The following is a 21,371-nucleotide window of genomic DNA, read 5'->3' as shown; positions in this document are numbered from 1 at the left end:
ACGCGAAATCTAGCAGACGGGAAAAAACCTTGGAAATACCGATGGGCGATAGGGTTATAACCTGGGCGGGCACTTGGTCGATGGTCAGAGGAAGCGGCTTTCCAAGGTGTCCAGCAGCAAGCGGACCTTGTCGAGGCACTCTTTGTGTTCCGCGGCGGGATCGGAATCCGCGACGATGCCGCCGCCCGCAGCGCAGCTGAGTTTCCCTTTGCTGGCGGTTAACGTACGTATCGCAATACTGGTATCCGCGCGGCCACAGCTGCTGATATAGCCGATACTGCCACAGTAGACACCGCGCGGGCTCCGTTCCAGCTCGCGAATGATTTCCATCGCCCGTCGCTTCGGCGCACCGGTAATGGAACCGCCGGGGAAGCTGGCCGCCAGCACCTGTGCAAACTCGGTATCCTCCTGCAGCTGCCCGGTGATGGTACTCACCAGATGATGGACATTGGCAAAGCTCTGCAGCTCAAACAGCGATGGCACGCGCACACTGCCGCGGGTGCAAACCTTGCCGAAATCATTGCGCAACAGATCGACAATCATCAGGTTTTCCGCGCGGTCCTTGCTGCTCGACGCCAGTGTGCTGGCAAGTTCGCGATCGCGGCTCGGGTCGGTACTGCGCGGGGCGGTACCCTTGATCGGCTCCGTCTGCAGAAACCGGCCATCGGCGAGGATGAAGCGCTCTGGTGACAGGCTGAGGATGTCGCCCTGCGGCAGGGACAGAAATGCGGAGAAGGGGCCAGCGGCCAGTTGGCGCAGGGCCAGATACGCGGTCAGCGAGCTCCCCTCAAAGCCGGCGTTGAAGCGCTGGGTAAAGTTGGCCTGGTAGATATCGCCCGCGACGATGTATTCCAGAATCCGCGCTATCCGCGTGCGGTACTCTTCCGCGGTAAATTCGTGTTCGAACGCGGATGTGAGACGGAAGGCCTCCGTGCGCGGGGCCTGGCTCCAGTCGATGGCGCTGAAGCGCGCGCGCAGGTCCCGTTTCTGCATCTCTGTACATGCGGGGTGGAACACCAGGTGGCTTGCCTGCAGCTGGTGGTCAACGATCAGTGCCCAGGTGTAGAGGCCGAAGTAGCCCGCGGGCAGCGGGGTAGTGCGGTCGTCTGCGGGGAGAAAGTTGCCGGCGGTGCCCAGCTCGTAGCCGGCGAAACCGATGGCGCCGCCACAGAACGGCAGCTGCTGGTCCACTTCCTGGGGTGCCAGCTCGCACAACAGATCATCCAGGGCTTCAAACGGCGCCGGGTCTGTGGCGGAAAGTATCAGCCCGCTCACCGGGTCCGCGCTCAATATGTCAAAGCGGCCGCCGCGGCCCGAGGGTTGGCCGGAGTCCAGCCACACCGGGCAGGGCAGATCTGCGAGTGCCGCAAACGCGGCGCCGGTGTTGAGCGAGTAGGGCAGGGAAACAATTTGCAAAACGTCAACCAAAGCTTCGGGCGGGTTATCCGCTCAGACTGATTCTCATAACGGGTTGTTTCGGGGCTGGCGAGCCGGCCTTTTGGGCGGCGCTACTTTACTCCAAATCAGATCGACGCCAAAACGGATTGATGTTCAGGCGAATTTCTGTGCAACCAATACAGAAAATTTAGCTGATCCTGCGCTCGATCCCGGCCTGTGACATCAGTCTGGTGGCGAGTTCTTCCACCGAAAGTTCGGTCGCATCGAGGTATGGGACCTGGGCGCGTCGCAGCATCTGCTCTACCTGGCGGACCTCGAACTCGCACTGCTCCGGCGATGCGTAGCGGCTGTTTGCGCGACGCTCCTGACGGATACTCATCAGACGGCGCGGATCGATGGTAAGGCCGAACAGCTTGTGCTGAAAGGGGCGCAGTATTTTCGGCAGCGAGGTGGAATCCATATCCTCTTCGGTGATTGGGTAATTGGCGGCGCGCAGGCCGAATTGCAACGCGAGGTAGAGGCAGGTGGGGGTTTTACCGGAGCGGGAGACGCCGACAAGAATGATGTCCGCGCTTTCAAACTCCCGGGTACGGCGCCCGTCATCGTTGTCCATTGCATAGTGCACCGCATCGATACGCGCGGTATAGCGGCGGTTGTCCGCGATCCCGTGGGAAACCCCTACAGTGCGCGCAGGGTCGGTACCAAACAGCGCGGCCAGCGGTGCGAGATAACTTTCAAATACATCCAGCATCAGCGCAGAACTCTGGTGCAGCTGTTTGCGTATCTGGTCGGACAGGATACTGGTGATGATGATCGGCTGCAGCCCGGATTCCTGCGCGGCGCGTTCAATGCGCTGCAGCACCTGGTTGACTCTGACTTCTGAATCCACGTAGGGCAGGGTTACCTGTTCGACCTGCTGATCGCGAAATTGTGCCAGCAGGCTGTGGCCTATCCCCTCTACCGTGAGGCCGGTGCCATCGGAAATAAAAAACGCGGTGCGTTTTTTGGTGGTTCTTTCGGAATTTGTATCCTGTTTTGGATTCTCGCTGCGCTGTTCGTCGCTCATTGCCGATAGGTCTCCGCTGGTTTGTCGACAATGGTATATCAGTGGCTGGATAAATTCGTGTGCGGATTTTTGCTTGTCCGCGGGTGCTCTGACATGGATTCCCGCATTTTTTGTAGAAAAATTACAACAGAAAATACCCGTTTTTCCCGCTTATTGCGGGGTATTATTTACAAAACCCTTCCTTATAATCGGCGGCCTGAATACGCAGTTGCAGAGGGCAATCCATTGAGCATTCACACTCTCGAATTCGCGAAGTTGGGCATGGCGGATGTCGACAAAGTCGGCGGTAAAAACGCATCACTGGGGGAGATGATCTCTTCTCTCTCCGGTGCCGGAGTCAGTGTACCGGGTGGTTTTGCCACTACCGCTGACGCATTTCGTGAATTCCTGGCCGGTGCCCAGCTGGAAACCCGGATCGCTGAAAGACTGAAAGGTCTGGATGTTGAAGACGTTACCGCGCTGGCGGCGGCGGGCGAGGAGATTCGCAACTGGTTGCTGGAGACCCCGTTCCCGGCCCAGCTGGAAGCGGAAATCCGCGCCGGTTATGAAGCTCTGGGTGGCGGCGAAACTGCAGTGGCTGTGCGCTCTTCGGCAACCGCGGAAGACCTGCCTGACGCGTCTTTCGCCGGCCAGCAGGAGACTTTCCTGAACATCCGCGGCATCGACGCGGTGCTGCAGGCGGTAAAAGAGGTGTTTGCCTCTCTCTACAATGACCGCGCCATCGCCTACCGGGTACACACCGGCTATGCGGATGTGGGGGTTGCATTGTCCGCGGGCATCCAGCACATGGTGCGCAGTGAAACCGGCGCCTCCGGGGTTATGTTCACCCTGGATACCGAGAGCGGATTCCGCGATGTGATCTTCATTACCGCCGCATACGGCCTCGGTGAGACCGTGGTACAGGGCGCAGTGAACCCGGATGAGTTCTACCTCTATAAACCCGCGCTGGAAGCAGGTAGACCGGCAATTCTGCGCCGCAACCGCGGCAGTAAGGCCATCAAAATGATTTACGACCAGAGCGGCGAATGCGGCCGTTCGGTCAAAACCGTGCAGGTGTCCGAGGCGGATCGTCTGCGCTTCTCGCTCACCGACGCGGAGCTCACCGATCTCGCCAATCAGGCGCGCAAGATCGAAGCCCACTACCAGCGCCCGATGGACATCGAATGGGCCAAAGATGGTGACAGTGGCAAGCTGTTTATCGTACAGGCGCGTCCCGAGACCGTACGCTCCCGCGACACCGGCACCAGCATCGAGCGTTACAAGCTCCAGGAGCGCAGTGACATCCTGTGTGAAGGTCGCGCCATCGGTCAGCGTATTGGTGCCGGCCCGGTACGGGTGCTGGAGTCCGTGGAAGACATGGCGAAGATGCAGGACGGCGAAGTCCTGGTCACCGACATGACCGACCCCGATTGGGAACCCGTACTGAAAAAGGCCAGCGCCATTGTCACCAATCGCGGCGGTCGTACCTGTCACGCCGCGATCATTGCCCGCGAGCTGGGTATTCCCGCGGTGGTAGGCTGTGGCGACGCCACCGAAAAACTGACCACCGGCACCCCGGTTACCGTGACCTGTGCGGAAGGGGATACCGGCTTCGTGATGGCCGGCCAGCTGGATTTCGAGCGCTCCCTCACCGAGGTGAGCGATATGCCGGAACTGCCGTTCAAGATCATGCTGAATGTGGGCAACCCGGATCGTGCGTTTGCCTTCAGCAATCTGCCGAACCAGGGTGTGGGACTCGCGCGACTCGAGTTCATTTTGAACCGCATGATCGGTATTCACCCCAAGGCGTTGCTGGAGCTGGATCGCCTGCCGGCAGATCTGCAGCAGAATATCCGCAACCGCATCGGCGGTTACGCCTCGCCGGAAGACTTTATTGTCGAGAAGCTGGTGGAAGGTATTTCCACCCTGGCTGCGGCCTTTGCCCCGAATCGTGCGATCGTGCGCCTGTCGGACTTCAAGTCCAACGAATACGCGCACCTTGTGGGCGGGCAGATGTACGAGCCCAGTGAAGAAAACCCGATGCTCGGTTTCCGCGGTGCTTCCCGCTATCGCTCCAAGGATTTCCGCGAGTGTTTTGCCCTCGAGTGCCGTGCACTGAAAAAAGTGCGCGACGAAATGGGCCTCACCAATGTGGAGATCATGGTGCCCTTCGTGCGCACCCCGGACGAGGCGCGTCAGGTGGTGGAACTGCTGGAAGAAAATGGCCTGAAGCGCGGCGAGAACGGCCTCAAGCTCATCATGATGTGTGAGCTGCCGTCCAACGCGCTGTTGGCGGAAGACTTCCTGCAGTACTTCGACGGCTTCTCCATCGGCTCCAACGACCTCACACAGCTGACCCTGGGCCTGGACCGGGATTCCGGTCTGGTGGCGGAGCTGTTTGACGAGCGCGATCCGGCGGTGAAAATGCTGCTGTCCCGCGCTATTCAAGCCTGTAAGAAGGCGGGCAAGTACGTGGGTATCTGCGGCCAGGGTCCATCCGATCACAAGGATTTCGCACAGTGGCTGATGGACGAGGGTATCGACAGCGTCTCCCTCAACCCGGATACCGCGGTAGATACCTGGTTGTATCTGGCGAATAACCAGAAAGCCTGAGATACGCGCTCCGACAGCGGTCCGTAAGGTCCACCGGTTACGTATCTAGCCTGACGCCGAATCACCAGCGGATTGGGCTTGACTCTGAAAAAAGCGACCTTTGTGGTCGCTTTTTTTTCACCTGCACTCGAAACAATTTCCCAATCTTGCGTGTTTTTCCATAAAGACGTCATTGTGGGCCACCGGTCCATGATCTTGTGATCGGTATTCCTGCACCCTAAGTCCATCGCCAATCTCCATAAAACGCCCGATTGGGGATGGAAATCAGTCTAAGAGCGCGACACTCAGTCAATAGAATCGAAATGGTTCCCGCAAAAACATTCCTATTTTATGGAGAGTTTTTCCGGGGCGTCTATTTCACTGCCCATGTAGTGATTACCTTCGCTTCATGTAGTGATTACCTTCGCTTGAAGTCCTGACGAGTTGAGTTCTGATTGAGGTGCACCATGCAAAGAAGTCCCCAATACACGCCAGATAAGCGCACACCACAAAGAAGCTTCACCGAATGTGAGCAGGGCGTATCGTCTCCGGTAAATATGACGGTAGTGGCAATGGATTCTGCACAGGGTACGCGGCGTCTGTTAGCAGTGTTGATGTTGCTGCTGGGAACCCTCGTCGGCAGTCTGTGGCCGAATTTGGCCGGCGCGCAAAGCGGCGTTAATTGGTTTGACGATGAGGCGGCGATGAATTCTTCCGGATCGCCATCGATCAGAATCAATCTGTCGGAGCAAAAGGCCTACTTTTACAAAGGTTCCCGTCTAGTGGGGGTCTCGCTGGTGTCCTCGGGCAAAAAAGGATTCAGCACAAGACCCGGTCACTTCCGCGTGCTGGCCAAAAATCCCAACCACCGCTCCAGTATTTACGGCAGCTATGTCGACAGTTCCACCGGTAGAGTGGTAAAGGCCGATGTCGATACCCGTAAACATCGTCGCCCCGCGGGTACCTATTACCGCGGCGCGAAAATGAATCACTATATCCGTTTTAATGGTGGTATTGGGCTGCATGCTTCAGGTCATGTACCGCGCTACCCGGCTTCCCACGGTTGTGTGCGCATGCCCCCGCATATGGCGAGCAAGTTCTACCAGTATGCCCGTGTCGGCATGCCGGTTCGGGTGAGCTATTAAGCGAGGAGGACAGGCAGTTTATGTGCATTTGCCGTTGAGCTGATTTGGCAAGCCCGCTTGTCCACTTAGTGAGAGGGGACAAGCCATTTGCCGGGGATTATCCATCAGGAGAATTCCCGGCATTTTTATTTGTGCGCTGCGCGAGGATTCTCCTGCCGCTAAGATGAATCGGCCAACTTGGTGCAATTGCGAACAATAAACAGGAGTCCACGTCATGCGCCTCACCACAATTTCCACCCCCGATCTGTGCGACGAGTTTCCGGAACTGGTCCAGGTGGTGGAGCCGATGTTTATCAATTACGGCGGCCGGGAGCAGTTTGGCGGGCAGATCGTGACCATCAAATGCTTTGAAGATAACTCCCTGGTCCGGGATCTGGTGGCGGAAGAGGGTACTGGCAAGGTTCTGGTGGTGGATGCCGGGGGCTCCATGCGCAGGGCCTGTCTCGGCGACCTGCTGGCGGAAAAAGCGGTACAAAATGGTTGGGAGGGTATCCTGATGTTCGGCTGCATCCGGGATGTGGATGCGATTTCTGGACTAGAGTTAGGAGTACAGGCGCTGGGAAGCCACCCCATGAAGACCGACAAAAAAGGGGTCGGTGAGCGTGATATCGCAGTGACTTTCGGCGGCGTCACCTTTAAATCTGGAGAGTATGTATACGCTGATAATAACGGCGTGATAGTTTCTCCCCAACCGCTTATGTGAATTGGAAATATCGGAATCCATTTTATTTGCGCTGGTACTGCTGTCTGCCCTTGCGCACGCCGTATGGAATGCGGTGGTCAAACACAGTGGTGAAGGTTTCCTGCAGCTGGCGATGATTCGCAGTGTCGGCTTGTTGGTCGGCGCGGCACTGGCGACGCAGCTGCCGCTGCCCGGTAAAAACGCCCTGGGTTTTCTTGTCGGCGGGGCCTTCTTCCAGTATCTGTATTTCTTTCTGCTATCCCGCTCATACCAGGCGCTGGATTACGGTACCGCCTACCCGATGGCTCGCGGCGTCACCCCACTGATGGTATCGATTGCGGCGCTGTTGTTCCTGGATGAATCCCTGCAGCCGCTGCAGATTACCGGTGTATTGCTGGTAACCTGCGGTATTTTCGCGCTGATCATGAAAGAGCTGAGAGTCAGCGGTAAGGGGATTTTCTATTCTCTCGGTACCGGCATTGCCATTACCGGTTATACCACCCTTGGTGCAGCGGGTGTACGCAGTGTGGCCAACCCACTCAGCTATGTTGCCTGGCTGGAAATCCTTTCTGGTGGCGGTGTCATTCTCGCCGTGCTGTGTACCCGGCCGCTGAAAGGCCTCGCATTTGCCCGTGCCAATTTGCTGCGCAGCTCCCTGTCCGGGGTGCTGGCTACCGGCGGTTTCGGCATTGCGCTTTGGGCCACGTCGATGATGCCGGTGGCGGCGGTGGCCGCCACCCGAGAGGTGAGCATCCTGTTTGCTTCCGTGATTTCGGTATTCCTGCTGAATGAGCGGTTTTCCACCCAACGCCTGCTGGCTGCATTGATCATTTTCTGCGGCGTTGGCACGCTGGCATTTGCCTGATCGTATCGTGATGGTAATGAGGGACTGTTCATTGCCTATAGTTGCAGGCACATGGCTGACGGCACGCATCCGCCGATAGTCGTATTTTTCAGCTGAAATGGATCGACAAGGAAAGGTTATGAGCAACCTGCGCCAGAAGTGGATCACCGCGCCGCTGTTGAACTGGATTAAAAAAGTCCTGCCCCCGATTTCCGACACCGAGCGCGAGGCCATGGAAGCGGGGGAAGTCTGGTGGGATGCACAGTTACTATCCGGCAAGCCGGATTGGAACCAGTTACTGAACATGGGGCCGCCAGAGCTCACACAAGCGGAGCAGGCGTTTATCGACGGTCCCGTGGAAGAGCTCTGCAGGATGGTGGATGACTGGAAGATCTCGTATGAAGACCACGACATCTCACCTGAGATCTGGGACTTTCTGAAAACGAACCGCTTCTTCGGCATCATCATCCCCGAAAAATTTGGCGGCCTCGGCTTCTCGCCCACCGCGCACGCGCAGATCGTGACCAAGATTTCCACGCGCAGTACCAGTGTCGGCGTTACCGTGATGGTGCCGAATTCACTCGGCCCAGGCGAGCTGCTAATGGCCCACGGTACCGAGGAGCAGAAAAACCACTACCTGCCGCGTCTTGCCGATGGCCGCGAGATTCCCTGTTTCGGCCTGACCAGCCCGGAGGCCGGCTCTGACGCGGCGGCCATGGTGGATAACGGCGTGGTCTGTTACCAGGAGTACAACGGCGAAAAAACCCTGGGCATGCGAGTGAACTGGCACAAGCGCTATATCACCCTGGGGCCGGTGGCGACGATTCTCGGTCTCGCCTTCAAACTCTACGACCCCGACCACATTCTCGGCGAGGAAGAAGAGCTGGGCATCACCGTGGCACTGGTGCCCACCGATACCCCCGGGGTGACCATCGGCCAGCGCCACCTGCCGGCGCTGCAGGCATTTATGAACGGGCCTAACTGGGGCAAGGACGTATTCATCCCCATGGACTGGATCATCGGCGGCCAGGAAAACATCGGCCACGGCTGGCATATGCTGATGAGTGCGCTCGCCGCGGGGCGCGGTATCTCACTGCCATCACTCTCCACCGGCGGCGCCAAGCTGGCGGCGCGCACCACCGGTGCCTATGCGCACATCCGCGAACAGTTCGGCATTCCCATCGGTAAATTCGAGGGTGTGCAGCGCCGATTGGCAGAGATTGCCGCCATCGCGTATGTGCTGGATTCTGCGCACAAGACTACCACCCGCGCGCTGGACCAGGGGCGCAAGCCCGCCGTGGTGTCAGCCATCATGAAGGCGCATGCCACCAACGGTTTGCGCCAAGCCGTCAATGACGCCATGGATATCCACGCGGGCAAGGCCATCATGGATGGCCCCCTGAACTACCTCGGCAACGTATACCGCGCGGTACCGGTGGCCATCACCGTCGAGGGGGCGAACATTCTCACCCGCAGCCTGATGATCTTCGGCCAGGGCGCGATCCGTTGCCATCCGTACCTGTTGCAGGAAATGGAAGCGGCCACCAATCCGGATGCAACGGAGGGGCTGAAACAGCTGGATGCGCTGTTGCCAAAACACGCGTTGTTCCAGTTAAAGACCTTCTGCCGAGCGGCTTTCCACGGCTGGACCGGGGGACTGTTTGCCAGCAGCCCGAAAGGGGTAGGGGATGCGGCCAAATACTACCGGCAGATGAACCGCTACTCCGCGGTGCTGACCCTGGTGACGGAAATTTCGCTGATGTCATTGGGTGGCGAGCTGAAGCGCAAGGAGCTGATTTCCGCGCGGCTCGGGGATGTGCTCAGCGAACTCTATCTGATGAGCGCCACCCTGAAACGTTTCAACGACGACGGCAGCCCCGCGGCGGATCGCCCGTTGCTGGAATTTGCCATGCGCGCCGGCTTCCACAATATCGAGGTGAGCCTGATTGAGGTATTTCACAACTTCCCGATACGCTTTATCGGCCAGCTGATGCAGTTCCTCACCATGCCCTGGGGGCACAGCATCCGCGCCGCATCCGACCGCCAGGCGCGCGCCTGTGCCAACCTGATCATGGAGCCGGGTGAAACCCGCGATCGTCTGACCAAAGGCGTATTTCTCGGCAACCCCGGTGATGGCATCGACATCGTCGAACAGGCGTTTATTAGCAGCCACCAGACCGAAAACATCCGCGACAAGATGAAAAAAGGTGGGCTGCGGCCACTGAATGACGATGCCATCGACAAGGCCCTGGCGAAGAAACTGATCAGCGCGGAAGAGGCAGAAAAAATCCGCAGAACCGCCGCTGCCGTCAACCAAGCCATCCAGGTGGATCACTACGAATCCCTTGCCCCTGCTGGCAAATAGGGACTGGAGGAGTCCATGGCGAAACCGGAAACATTCGGCGCGGTCGATACCTGCGTGGACGCGGTGCTGGAGAAAGTGGGCAAGCGCATCGTCCTTGGATTGCCCCTGGGCATCGGCAAGGCCAACCAGTTTGCCAATGCCCTGTATGCGCGCGCGGAATCAGATCCGGAAATCTCCCTGACCATCTTTACCGCACTGACGCTGGAGCGGCCGTCCGCAGGTAATGAGCTGCAACGACGCTTTGTCCAGCCGTTGCTGGACCGGCTCTATACCGATTATCAGGACCTCGCCTATAACCGGGCCCGCCGCAAGGGCCTGCTGCCCCCCAATGTGGAAGTGTGTGAGTTTTTCCTGCAGCCCGGCAGTTTTCTGCATTCCCCATCGGTCCAGCAGAGCTACGTCAGTGCTAATTACACCCACGTGCCGAGGGATCTTTTGGATCGGGGAGTAAATCTGATTGCGCAGATGGTTTCACCGTCCACCGATGGCAGTGGCGATTTCAGCCTGAGCAGTAATCCCGACCTTACCCTGCCGGTGATCGAACTGGCGCAGGAGCGCGGGCATCGTCCGATCACCTTGGTGGGCGAGGTCAATCCGCGCCTGCCGTTTGTCGGTGGCGATGCCAGGGTGCCCGCCGGCATGTTTGATTTTGTGCTGGAGGGAGAGACGTTCCAGCGGGAGCTGTTTCCTGCGCCGAACGCTCCGGTGGGGCTCCCCGAGTATGCGCTGGCATTTCATATCGCCGGACTTATCCGCGACGGCGGTACCCTGCAGGTTGGCATCGGCGCGCTGGGCGATGCCATCTGTCACGTACTGCGGTTGCGGCACGGCAATAACGCGGATTACCGGGACATCCTGCAGTCTCTCGACGTGGATACCGAGCGAGCCCTGTGCAAGTTGCCGCTGGGACTCGGGCCTTTCCAACAAGGGTTGTACGGTGCCAGCGAAATGGTGCCGGAAGGCTTCCTGCATCTGCGCCGCGCTGGCGTACTGAAGCGTCAGGTTTACGCCGATGTGACACTACAGAAGTTACTGAACAAAGGCGCAATATCCCCGATAGTTGACGAAGACCTGCTGATTGCGCTGCACGACGCCGGGCGGATCCAGTGCCCGCTGACGGAAGCTGATACGCAATTTTTGCAGGCAGCCGGGATCGTCGACCCCAGCTATAGCTGGCGAGGACACCGCTTTCTTGACCAGCATGGCGAACTGGAGGAGTGCGATCTGCACAGCAGTACCGGCCGCAAAAAACTGCTCGGCAGCTGCGCAGGCAAACCACTTCCCGGTGGAACCTGGTTACACGGCGGTTTCTATCTCGGTTCCAATGCCTTGTACCGTGCTTTGCGGGAAATGCCGGAACGGGAAATGGCCGGTATTAACATGACCGCCATCGACTTTATCAACGAGCTACATAAAGACCGCGCGCTAAAAACCGCTCAGCGCCAGTACGCGCGCTTCGTCAATTCCGCGATGATGGTCACCCTGAACGGTGCGGTAATTTCCGACGGCCTGGAAAACGCGCAGGTGGTCAGTGGCGTGGGCGGTCAGTACAACTTTGTGGCACAGGCTCACGAACTGCCCGGCGGCCGCTCGATAATTGCCCTGGCCAGCACCCGCGTCAGTGGCGGCCGCATACGCAGCAACATTGTGTGGGAATACCCGCACTGCACCATCCCGCGACATCTGCGGGATATTGTGGCCACCGAATACGGCGTCGCCGACCTGCGCGGCAAATGCGACCGCGACGTGATCGAAGCCATGCTGTGCATCGCCGACTCGCGCTTTCAGGGCGAGTTGCTGGAAAAAGCCAGGGCGGCGGGCAAGATTGAAGCCGATTACACCATTCCCGAAGCGTTTGCCAATAACACTCCGGCGCGGATAGACGCGGTTTTCACCCAGGGGCACCGCCTGCAATTGCTGCCGTACTATCCGCTGGGAACTGATTTAACGCGTGAAGAAGCGCAGCTGGCAGTGGGGCTAAAAGCCCTGAAAGAAGAAGGTCGCAAGATCTGGGATCTGTGGCCGTTAATTCGCAGGGGCCGGGCCGCGTGTAAAAGCCGGGCACCGGAATACAAATATGTGCACGAGTGCCTGCAGCGTATGGAATTCGAGTACAGCGATACGTTTGAACACCGCCTGGAAGCCTATCTGGTGGCCGGGTCTCTGGTACAGTTTCTGGATATAAACCGGCCGCTTGGCGTGGTGTGTGATCCAGAACCCGTCGGCCCCGATATTTCGCCTGGCAGCTGAACCTGGATTATTTCAGTTGCCCGGCCTGAATCGCGGTCAGCGCGATGGTATAGATAATGTCGTCCACCAGCGCGCCCCGCGATAAATCGTTCACCGGTTTGCGCATCCCCTGCAGCATGGGGCCAATACTGATCAGTTCCGCGCTGCGCTGAACCGCTTTGTAGGTGGTGTTGCCGGTATTGAGATCGGGAAAGATAAATACCGTGGCGCGTCCGGCTACGGGACTGTCCGGTGCTTTTTTCTTTGCCACGTTTTCCATGATCGCCGCGTCGTACTGCAGCGGCCCGTCGATCACCAGATCCGGGCGCTTTGACTTGGCGAGTTTTGTTGCTTCCCGCACCTTGTCCACGTCGCTACCGCTGCCGGAGGTACCGGTGGAGTAACTGATCATCGCGACTCGCGGTTCGATACCGAACGCACAGGCGGAGTCCGCGGACTGTATGGCGATGTCCGCGAGTTCCTGTGCGTTGGGGTCCGGGTTGATGGCGCAGTCGCCGTAGACCAGTACCTGATCCGGCAGCAGCATGAAAAAAACCGAGGACACCAGGCTCGCGCCCGGTGCGGTCTTGATCAGCTGCAGAGCCGGGCGAATGGTGTTGGCGGTGGTGTGCACTGCGCCGGATACCAGCCCGTCCACTTCACCCTCCGCCAGCATCATGGTGCCGAGCACCACGTTATCCTCCAGTTGCTCCTTGGCCACGATGTCGGTCAGGCCCTTGTTCTTGCGCAATTTCACCATCGGCTCGACGTATTTGTTGCGCGCGGTTTTGGGGTCGATGATTTCCACCTTGTCGCTCAGGGTCAGGCCCTGTTGTTCGGCGACGCGGTAGATCTCTTTCGGGTCTCCCAGCAATACCGGCCGCGCGATTCCACGTTCGGCGCAGGCGAGGGCGGCCTTGACGGTACGTGGCTCATCGCCCTCAGGTAGCACAATACGCTTGTTGGCGCGGCGCGCGAGTTCGGTGAGGTGGAAGCGGAAAGCCGGCGGTGACAGACGTTTCGGTCGATTGGAATCGCGCCCGAGCGATTCGACCCAATGGTTGTCCAGGTGGCCGGCAATAAAATCCTGTACCCGCTCGATACGGTCGTGGTCGTCGGAGGGGGTTTCGGTATTGAACGACTGCAGCTGTAGCGCTGTCTGCCAGGTATTGCTGTTGACGAGGATCACCGGCAGCCCGGTTTCCATCGCCGGTGCGCAGAGTTTGCGCACCATCGGCTCGATATAGAAGCCGCCGGTCAGCAGCAGGCAGCCAATCTTTACCCCGTTCATAGCGGCCAGACAGGCGGCCACGATGACATCGGGGCGGTCCCCGGAGCTGACCAGCATGGAACCCGGTTCAAAACGGTAGATCATGTTGCCAAGGGAGCGCGAGCAGAAGGTGACACTGTGCAGGCGGCGGGAATCCAGCTCGCCGTAATTGATGATCTCCGCGTGAAAGTGATCCGCCAGGTCCTTGGCCCGTGGTGCAACCAGGTCCGCATTCCACGGAATACAGCCGATGATCGGCAGCGGACTTTTGCCAAACAGCGAGAGAATTTCCAGGCTGCCGCGATGCGCCTTCGGTCCGTCAAAGACTCCGGTGATATCCGCTCCCGGGGTGTCGGGTAACTGCGACGGTGCCCCCACCTTGTTGACGATGCACCCCACCACGCGACCCGACTGGCTGCCGCCGAAGGTCGCCATCGCTACTTCGAGGCGATCTTTCAGTTGCTGCGGGGAATCCAGGTTGGGGCACACCACCAGCACGATTTCAGCATCCAGGGTTTTTGCGATCTGGAAATTCAGCTGGTTGGCGAACTGGTTTTCCGCATTGGGTACCAGACCTTCGATGATCGCCACATCTGCCTGATTAGCACCGGTGTTGAAGCGCGCAAGAATTTCTTCCAGCAGGTCGGACAAGTCGCCGCGGCCGATCAGGGATTCCGCGTGGTGCATGGAAAAGGATTCCGGCACCTTGAGATTCGAGGCCTGGCGCAGTATCTCGTTGCTGCGATCGCGGTTTTTTTCGTGCTTTACCGTTTCTGCGATGGGCTTGTAGAAACTCACGCTGACACCGTTGCGCTCCAGTGCGCGCAGGGTACCCAGGCTGACGGAGGTGATGCCGACACCGGCGCCGATGGGAACCAGCATGATGGTGCGCGACATGGGCTATTCCCTCGAACAGGGGTCGCTGTTGGGACTGGTCGGTGGCACCAACCCGGCGGCGTCACGGGCGATCACCCACTCCTCGTTGGTAGGGATCACCAGGGTTACCGCGGATTGCTCGGTGGAGATGGGGCCCTCTTCACCGAAGCGCGCACGCTGGTTGCGCGCCTCGTCCAGTGCGTATCCCAGCCCACTGAGGTGTGCCAGTGTTTTTTGCCGCACCAAACTCGAGTTTTCGCCAATCCCACCGGTAAACACCAGCGCGTCGACCTGTGGCAGCACGCCGTGATAGGAGGCGATGTACTTCGCCAGGCGGTAGCAGAATATATCCAGTGCCAGTTGGGCGCCGTCGTGTCCCTCCGAGGCCGCCTGTTCCAGTGCGCGGCAGTCACTGCTCAGCTCGGAAATGCCCAGCAATCCGCTTTTTTTGTTGAGCATGTCGTTGATTTCTTTCAGGCAGTAATCCAGCCGGCTGCTGAGGTGCAGCAACAGGCCCGGGTCAACATCGCCACTGCGGGTGCCCATGACCAGTCCCTCCAGTGGCGTGAGCCCCATACTGGTGTCCACACTGTGGCCGTTGTGCACGGCGGTGATGGAAGCGCCGTTGCCCAGGTGAGCGGAAATGATGTTCACCTCGTTCACCGGCAGGTTCAGCAGCTCCGCCGCGCGCTCGGTGACGTAACGGTGACTGGTGCCATGCATCCCATAGCGGCGGATGCCGTGATCCCGGTACAGCTCATAGGGCAGGGCGTAGATATACGCGTGGCGTGGCATGGACTGGTGGAAGGCAGTATCGAAAACCGCCACCTGGGGCAGCCCCGGAAACGCCTCGTGCGCTGCTTCTATCCCGTGTAACGCGGCGGGATTGTGCAGCGGCGCCAGGGCGACGCAATCCTGAATAGTGCTGATCACCGCGTCGTCGATCAGCACCGAGTGGGAAAACTTCTCGCCGCCGTGCACCACGCGGTGGCCGATGGCCACCAGATTGTCCCGAAGGTCCGGGCAATCACTGAGGATTTCGTTCACCAGAAAACGGATCACTTCAGCGTGGCGTGCCTCCGCGGGAAGTGTGGTGCACTGTTTGTCGCCGTTGAATTTCCAGCTGACTGTTGGTTCACCCTGGCCGAAGGCATCGCCCATTCCGCTCAGATCCAGGGCGCCGCTGTGGGGGTCAATCAGGGCGAATTTCAGCGACGAACTGCCACAGTTCAGGACGAGTACACGGCTGGATTTCGACATAGCTGGCGCAGATTGGTTACAGGCATGCCATAAAGACTAGTGTATCTGTGCGCACAATAAAAAAGGGCTGCCACTGGCAGCCCGAAGAGAATGAAGCGATTACTCAGGGATACTCGCTTTTGGAACCTGGTTGATGACCATCCATTAACCAAATTGGTTCATGGTGTTGTCCTTGCCTGCAGCTTTCAGCGCAGCTTCGCCGGCGAAGTACTCTTTGTGGTCGTCGCCCATGTCGGAGCCGGCCATGTTCTGGTGTTTCACACAGGCGATACCCTGGCGGATCTCCTTGCGCTGCACGCCTTCCACGTAACCCAGCATGCCTTTGTCACCGAAGTACTCCTTGGCTAGGTTATCGGTAGACAGGGCGGCAGTGTGGTAGGTGGGCAGGGTGATGAGGTGGTGGAAAATGCCCGCCTCGCGCGCCGCATCCGCCTGGAAGGTGCGAATTTTTTCGTCCGCCGCCTTGGACAGGTCGGTTTCGTCGTACTCCGCGCTCATCAGGTTGGCGCGGTCGTAGGCGGATACATCCTTGCCTTCGTCTTTCCACGCATCGAATACTTGCTGGCGGAAATTCAGGGTCCAGTTGAAGGACGGGCTGTTGTTGTACACCAGCTTGGCGTCCGGTACCTGCTTGCGGATCTCATCCATCATGGCGCCGATCTGACGTACGTGCGGCTTCTCGGTTTCGATCCAGATCAGGTCTGCGCCGTTCTGCAGGGAGGTGACGCTGTCGAGTACGCAGCGCGCCTCGCCGGTGCCTTTCTTGAATTGGAACAGGTTGGAAGCCAGACGCTTCGGACGCAGCAGCTTGCCGTCGCGGTTGATGATTACATCGCCGTTGGCCAGGTCGCCCGGCGCCACTTCTTCGCAATCCAGGAAGGCGTTGTACTGGTCGCCCAGGTCGCCCGGTTCACGGGTAACCGCGATTTGTTTGGTGAGGCCGGCACCCAGGGAGTCGGTACGCGCAACGATTACGCCGTTGTCTACACCCAGCTCCAGGAACGCGTAACGCACCGCGCGAATCTTGGCGAGGAAGTCCTCGTGGGGCACGGTTACCTTGCCGTCCTGGTGGCCGCACTGCTTCTCGTCGGAAACCTGGTTTTCGATCTGGATACAGCAGGCGCCGGCTTCGATCATTTTCTTCGCCAGCAGGTAAGTCGCCTCGGCGTTACCGAAACCGGCATCAATATCGGCGATGATCGGCACAATATGGGTAACGTGGTTGTCGATTTTGTTGAGAGTGGCTTTTTCCTTCACCTGGTCGCCGGCTTCGCGGGCGGCATCCAGCTCGCGGAACAGACCGCCAAGTTCGCGCGCATCCGCCTGGCGCAGGAAGGTGTACAGTTCTTCGATCAGGCCGGCTACCGCGGTTTTCTCGTGCATGGACTGATCCGGCAGCGGACCGAACTCACTGCGCAGTGCAGCCACCATCCAGCCGGACAGGTACAGGTAGCGGCGGTCGGTTTTGCCTTCGAAATGTTTCTTGATGGAAATCATTTTTTGCTGGCCGATAAAGCCGTGCCAGCAGCCCAGGGACTGGGTGTACTTGGACGTGTCTTTGTCATACGCGGCCATGTCCTTGCGCATGATATCGGCGGTGTATCGTGCGATATCCAGACCGTTCTGGAATTTGTTCTGCAGGCGCATACGGGCGACGGATTCCGGATTGATGGCATCCCAGGATGAGCCGTTGGCCTCGCAGAGTTTGGCGGCTTTTTCGATTTCTTGAGCGTAGTTAGACATGGTTATCTTTCCTCAACTTTCCCTAAAAGGTGACTGCGATCAGGTTGTACGTATCCTAGGAGTGCTGGCATAATTTGGCTAATTTATTGTCATGATTCCCGCTATACAAGCGATGAATATATGACTGAAGCGCCTGTAAAACCTGGGCCTCAGACTGAAAAAGGCCGATTTGAAAACGGCCGCAAGAAGCCCGCCTGGAGTCCCCTGAATGAATCTGGAAAGAGCCGATCTGAACCTGCTGGTGTACCTGGATGTTCTGCTGCGCGAGCGCAATGTCACCCGCGCCGCCAACCAGTTGGGATTGTCCCAGCCTGCGATGAGTAACGGCCTGAAACGCCTGCGGGAGTTGTTTGATGATCCGCTGCTGGTGCGTACCCGCGAGGGCATGATGCCCACCGAACGCGCGCTGGAACTGCAGCCGATGGTGCGGGAGGCGCTCGCCGCCATCGATCAGGTGATCCAGCCGAATCGGGATTTTTCTCCCGCGGAGGCGCGCCGCACTTTCCGTATCATGGCCAGCGATTACGCGGAGTCCACGCTGATTCCGCCGCTCCTGAAACAGCTGCGCGTAAGTGCACCCGGCATCAGTCTGGACATCATGACGCCGAGCGACGTGAGCTTCGTCGATGTGGAGCAGGGCAAGGTGGACATGGTAATCAACCGTTTCGATTCCATGCCCCAGAGCTTCCACCAGGCAACCATTTGGAGCGACAGCTTCTCCTGTGTGATGCGCGCGGATAACCCGATATTGCAGGACTACAATCTGGACAGCTACCTGCGCGCGCAGCACATCTGGGTGAGCAAGACCGGTATGGGTGTGGGGGTAGGGGTCAATCCGGAGGATGTACAGCGTCTGGGCTGGGTGGATGAGGCCATCGGCCGTCTGGGGCGCAAGCGTGATATTTCGGTATTCACCCGTCACTACCAGGTGGCGATGCTGCTGGCAGAGCAGAGCGACCTTATCGTTACTGTGCCCACGCGTATGGCGCAGCTGGCGTCCAGTAACCCGCGTGTGGTATTGCGCGATCCGCCGCTCAAGATCCCGCCTCTGGAACTGAAAATGGCCTGGAGCCCGCTGTTGCAGCAGAGTGCTCCGCACCGCTGGATGCGCCGACTGATCCTGGATGTAGGGCGCCAGTTGTAACATCTGCCTACACGTAAATTCATTTAGCGAATATCGAGTATCGCACCTATAAATTAGCGGTATGGTGAGCCCGCTGTTTAGAATGCTGCGAAACTCACGAGTCTCCATAACCAGTACAAGAGGTCAGTCATGACGGAAAGAGTCCGTATTGGCGGTCTGCAGATCGCCGCAGAACTGCACGCATTGATTGCGGAAGAAGTCATCCCCGGCACCGGATTCAGTGCCGAGGTGTTCTGGGCGGAATTCGAGAACGTCGTGAACGACCTGGCGCCGGTCAACCGCGCGCTGTTGAAAAAACGCGATGACATCCAGGCGCGTATGGATCAGTGGTACAGCGAAAATCCGCGGGGCTACCGCGATCTCGACGCATACAAAGCGTTCCTGAAAGAGATCGGCTATCTGGTGGACGAGCCCGCGGACTTTGCCGCGAAAACCGAAAACGTGGACGCGGAAATTGCCACCATGGCCGGCCCGCAGCTGGTGGTGCCGGTGATGAATGCGCGCTATGCGTTGAACGCCGCCAATGCGCGCTGGGGCAGTCTGTACGACGCCCTCTACGGTACCGACGCTATCAGTGAAGACAACGGCGCCGAGAAGGCCGGTGTTTACAACCCGGTACGCGGTGACAAGGTCATCGCCTATGCCCGTGATTTTCTCGATCAGGCCGCGCCACTCAATGGCGTCAGCCATCGCGACGTGACCGCCTATCGCATCAACGGCTCTCTGCTGGAGGCGGAACTTGCCAATGGCAAGGTCGCGGCGCTGAAAAACAGCCGCCAGTTTGTCGGTTACCACGGTGCCCAGGAGGCGCCGGACGCGGTTCTGCTCAGCCACAACGGCCTGCATTTTGAAATCCAGATCGATCGTACCAGTCCGATTGGCAAGACCGACAAGGCCGGCATCAAGGACATTCTGGTGGAATCCGCACTCACCACCATCATGGATTGCGAGGATTCCGTCGCCGCGGTCGACGCGGAAGACAAGGTGGTTGTGTATCGCAACTGGCTTGGTCTGATGAAGGGCGACCTGCAGGAAAAACTCAGCAAGAATGGCAAGGAAATCCTGCGCACCCTCAATCCGGATCGCGAGTACACCGGCGCCGAAGGCGGCAAGCTGACGCTGCCCGGGCGCAGCCTGATGTTTGTACGCAATGTGGGTCACCTGATGACCAACGATGCGGTACTCGACAAGGATGGCAACGAGGTTCCGGAAGGCATTCTCGACGGCATGGTGACCTCCCTGATCGCCATCCACGACCTGCGTGGCAACGGCCCGCACCAAAATTCCCGCACCGGCAGCGTGTACATTGTGAAGCCGAAGATGCACGGGCCGGAAGAAGTGGCATTTGCCAATACCCTGTTCAACCGTATCGAAGACGCCCTCGGCCTTGCTCGCAATACGGTAAAAATGGGCATCATGGACGAAGAGCGGCGCACCACGGTCAACCTGAAGGCGTGTATCGCTGCGGCGAAAGAGCGGGTGGTGTTCATCAATACCGGCTTCCTCGATCGCACCGGTGACGAGATTCACACCTCCATGCTGGCGGGTCCGATGATCCGCAAAGGGGAAATGAAACAGTCCAAGTGGATTGCGGCCTACGAAGACTGGAACGTGGACACCGGTCTCGCTACTGGCCTCAAGGGTCGCGCGCAGATTGGCAAGGGAATGTGGGCCATGCCGGACATGATGGCGGCGATGATGGAGGCCAAGATCGGCCACCCGAAGGCGGGCGCAAATACTGCGTGGGTGCCGTCCCCCACCGCCGCGACCCTGCACGCATTGCACTACCACAAGGTCGATGTGGCGCAGGTGCAGGAAGAACTGGCAAAACACAAGCGCGCCAATCTCGACGATATTCTGACGGTGCCGGTGGCAGACAACCCCGAGTGGAGCCCGGAGGAAATCCAGCGCGAACTGGACAACAACGCCCAGGGTATCCTCGGCTATGTGGTGCGCTGGATCGACCAGGGTGTGGGCTGTTCCAAGGTGCCGGATATCCACGACGTAGGATTGATGGAAGACCGTGCAACCCTGCGGATTTCCTCCCAGCACATCGCCAACTGGCTCAAGCAGGGCGTCTGTACCCGTGCGCAGGTGGAGGAAACCATGCGCCGCATGGCCGCCGTGGTGGACCGCCAGAATGCCAGTGATCCCGCCTACCGCGATATGGCGCCTAACTTTGACCAGAGCATCGCCTTTCAGGCCGCCTGCGAGCTGGTATTCGAGGGTTGCGCCCAGCCCAATGGCTATACCGAACCGGTCTTGCACCGCCGCCGCCGCGAGTTCAAGGCGAGCCAGCGTTAAGCGCGGTCCGGCTCGTTGCGCGAAACATAAGCCCCGCCGTGTGCGGGGCTTTTTTTATTCTCTGCAGCCGCGGGTTATTTGGCACTGCCGGCGGATTCTTTGTGTAAGCTCAACGGAAATCCAACCTGGAACGCGGGACCGCCCAATGATCAAGACCACCACGCCCTCCATTGAAGGTCGCCAGATTGACCAATACCTCGGCATTGTCGTCGGTGAGGCCATTCTCGGCGCGAATATATTCAAGGACCTGTTTGGCTCCATTACCGACATTATCGGCGGCCGTTCCGGCGCTTACGAACGCGAGATGGGCAGGGCGCGCAAGATCGCGTTTGCGGAAATCGAAGCGCAGGCCCGCGCCCTTGGTGCCAATGCGATCGTCGGCATCGATCTGGATTATGAAGTCGTGGGTGAAAAGGGCGGCATGATGATGGTGAGCGTCAGTGGTACTGCGGTGAAAATTCGCTAATACTCCGC

General features: G+C 58.9%; 14 protein-coding genes. 9 read left to right on the top strand and 5 right to left on the bottom strand.

Translation table 11 applies throughout. The features are described from left to right. Positions 1–84: 84 nt before the first annotated feature. Positions 85–1,416 carry an aminodeoxychorismate synthase component I gene (gene pabB / locus R5R33_RS00665; RefSeq protein WP_318954159.1) on the bottom strand — a complete coding sequence of 444 codons (1,332 nt, stop codon included), beginning with the start codon at positions 1,414–1,416 and terminating at the stop codon, positions 85–87. A gap of 169 nt (positions 1,417–1,585) precedes the next feature. Next, positions 1,586–2,464 carry a posphoenolpyruvate synthetase regulatory kinase/phosphorylase PpsR gene (gene ppsR, locus R5R33_RS00660; protein WP_318954158.1) on the bottom strand — a complete coding sequence of 293 codons (879 nt, stop codon included), beginning with the start codon at positions 2,462–2,464 and terminating at the stop codon, positions 1,586–1,588. A gap of 225 nt (positions 2,465–2,689) precedes the next feature. Between ppsR and ppsA the strand changes: the two genes are divergently transcribed. The 6 genes from ppsA to R5R33_RS00630 all read left to right on the top strand — a co-directional run bounded on the left by ppsA (position 2,690) and on the right by R5R33_RS00630 (position 12,321). Then, complete coding sequence (gene ppsA, locus R5R33_RS00655) at positions 2,690–5,056, top strand: phosphoenolpyruvate synthase (RefSeq protein WP_318954157.1); 2,367 nt, start codon at positions 2,690–2,692, stop codon at positions 5,054–5,056. 551 nt (positions 5,057–5,607) lie between these two features. Further along, a complete protein-coding gene (locus tag R5R33_RS00650) occupies positions 5,608–6,180 on the top strand; it encodes a L,D-transpeptidase (protein ID WP_318954156.1) in 573 nt (190 codons plus the stop codon). A gap of 214 nt (positions 6,181–6,394) precedes the next feature. Then, a complete protein-coding gene (gene rraA, locus R5R33_RS00645; RefSeq protein ID WP_318954155.1) occupies positions 6,395–6,883 on the top strand; it encodes a ribonuclease E activity regulator RraA in 489 nt (162 codons plus the stop codon). 1 nt (position 6,884) lies between these two features. Beyond that, a complete protein-coding gene (locus R5R33_RS00640) occupies positions 6,885–7,727 on the top strand; it encodes a DMT family transporter (RefSeq protein WP_318954154.1) in 843 nt (280 codons plus the stop codon). A 118-nt stretch (positions 7,728–7,845) separates the two neighbouring features. Continuing rightward, a complete protein-coding gene (locus R5R33_RS00635; protein WP_318954153.1) occupies positions 7,846–10,071 on the top strand; it encodes an acyl-CoA dehydrogenase in 2,226 nt (741 codons plus the stop codon). A gap of 15 nt (positions 10,072–10,086) precedes the next feature. Then, positions 10,087–12,321 (top strand): acetyl-CoA hydrolase/transferase C-terminal domain-containing protein, encoded by a 2,235-nt coding sequence (locus tag R5R33_RS00630; protein ID WP_318954152.1) that lies wholly within the window; start codon positions 10,087–10,089, stop codon positions 12,319–12,321. 7 nt (positions 12,322–12,328) lie between these two features. Here R5R33_RS00630 and pta read toward each other — a convergent pair whose 3' ends face one another. The 3 genes from pta to R5R33_RS00615 form a co-directional block, all read right to left on the bottom strand. After that, entirely contained in the window at positions 12,329–14,467 is a 2,139-nt protein-coding gene (pta, locus tag R5R33_RS00625; protein ID WP_318954151.1) for a phosphate acetyltransferase, read from the bottom strand. A gap of 3 nt (positions 14,468–14,470) precedes the next feature. Beyond that, entirely contained in the window at positions 14,471–15,706 is a 1,236-nt protein-coding gene (locus tag R5R33_RS00620) for an acetate kinase (protein ID WP_318954150.1), read from the bottom strand. A gap of 144 nt (positions 15,707–15,850) precedes the next feature. Then, a complete protein-coding gene (locus tag R5R33_RS00615; protein ID WP_318954149.1) occupies positions 15,851–17,449 on the bottom strand; it encodes an isocitrate lyase in 1,599 nt (532 codons plus the stop codon). A 208-nt stretch (positions 17,450–17,657) separates the two neighbouring features. Here R5R33_RS00615 and R5R33_RS00610 point away from each other — a divergent pair, with 208 nt between their 5' ends. From R5R33_RS00610 to R5R33_RS00600, 3 genes are all read left to right on the top strand, one after another. Next, the gene (locus R5R33_RS00610; protein ID WP_318954148.1) at positions 17,658–18,593 is read left to right on the top strand and encodes a LysR family transcriptional regulator; all 936 of its coding nucleotides are present in this window, start codon (positions 17,658–17,660) and stop codon (positions 18,591–18,593) included. Between the two features lie 129 nt (positions 18,594–18,722). Continuing rightward, positions 18,723–20,897, top strand: coding sequence for a malate synthase G (locus tag R5R33_RS00605; RefSeq protein WP_318954147.1), 2,175 nt, complete (start codon positions 18,723–18,725; stop codon positions 20,895–20,897). Between the two features lie 145 nt (positions 20,898–21,042). After that, positions 21,043–21,363, top strand: a complete 321-nt coding sequence (locus tag R5R33_RS00600) for a heavy metal-binding domain-containing protein (protein WP_318954146.1) — start codon at positions 21,043–21,045, stop codon at positions 21,361–21,363. The last annotated feature ends 8 nt before the right edge of the window (positions 21,364–21,371 follow it).

It is taken from the genome of Microbulbifer pacificus (genome assembly GCF_033723955.1).
Lineage (GTDB): Bacteria > Pseudomonadota > Gammaproteobacteria > Pseudomonadales > Cellvibrionaceae > Microbulbifer > Microbulbifer pacificus.
This window is presented reverse-complemented; position numbering and strand designations above follow the sequence as displayed.

Coding starts and splice junctions, on each gene's coding strand:
- ppsR (WP_318954158.1), bottom strand. CDS start 2,464: ATGAGCGACGAACAGCGCAGCGAGAATCCAAAACAGGATACAAATTCC.
- R5R33_RS00650 (WP_318954156.1), top strand. CDS start 5,608: ATGGATTCTGCACAGGGTACGCGGCGTCTGTTAGCAGTGTTGATGTTG.
- rraA (WP_318954155.1), top strand. CDS start 6,395: ATGCGCCTCACCACAATTTCCACCCCCGATCTGTGCGACGAGTTTCCG.
- R5R33_RS00635 (WP_318954153.1), top strand. CDS start 7,846: ATGAGCAACCTGCGCCAGAAGTGGATCACCGCGCCGCTGTTGAACTGG.
- R5R33_RS00630 (WP_318954152.1), top strand. CDS start 10,087: ATGGCGAAACCGGAAACATTCGGCGCGGTCGATACCTGCGTGGACGCG.
- pta (WP_318954151.1), bottom strand. CDS start 14,467: ATGTCGCGCACCATCATGCTGGTTCCCATCGGCGCCGGTGTCGGCATC.
- R5R33_RS00620 (WP_318954150.1), bottom strand. CDS start 15,706: ATGTCGAAATCCAGCCGTGTACTCGTCCTGAACTGTGGCAGTTCGTCG.
- R5R33_RS00615 (WP_318954149.1), bottom strand. CDS start 17,449: ATGTCTAACTACGCTCAAGAAATCGAAAAAGCCGCCAAACTCTGCGAG.
- R5R33_RS00610 (WP_318954148.1), top strand. CDS start 17,658: ATGAATCTGGAAAGAGCCGATCTGAACCTGCTGGTGTACCTGGATGTT.
- R5R33_RS00605 (WP_318954147.1), top strand. CDS start 18,723: ATGACGGAAAGAGTCCGTATTGGCGGTCTGCAGATCGCCGCAGAACTG.
- R5R33_RS00600 (WP_318954146.1), top strand. CDS start 21,043: ATGATCAAGACCACCACGCCCTCCATTGAAGGTCGCCAGATTGACCAA.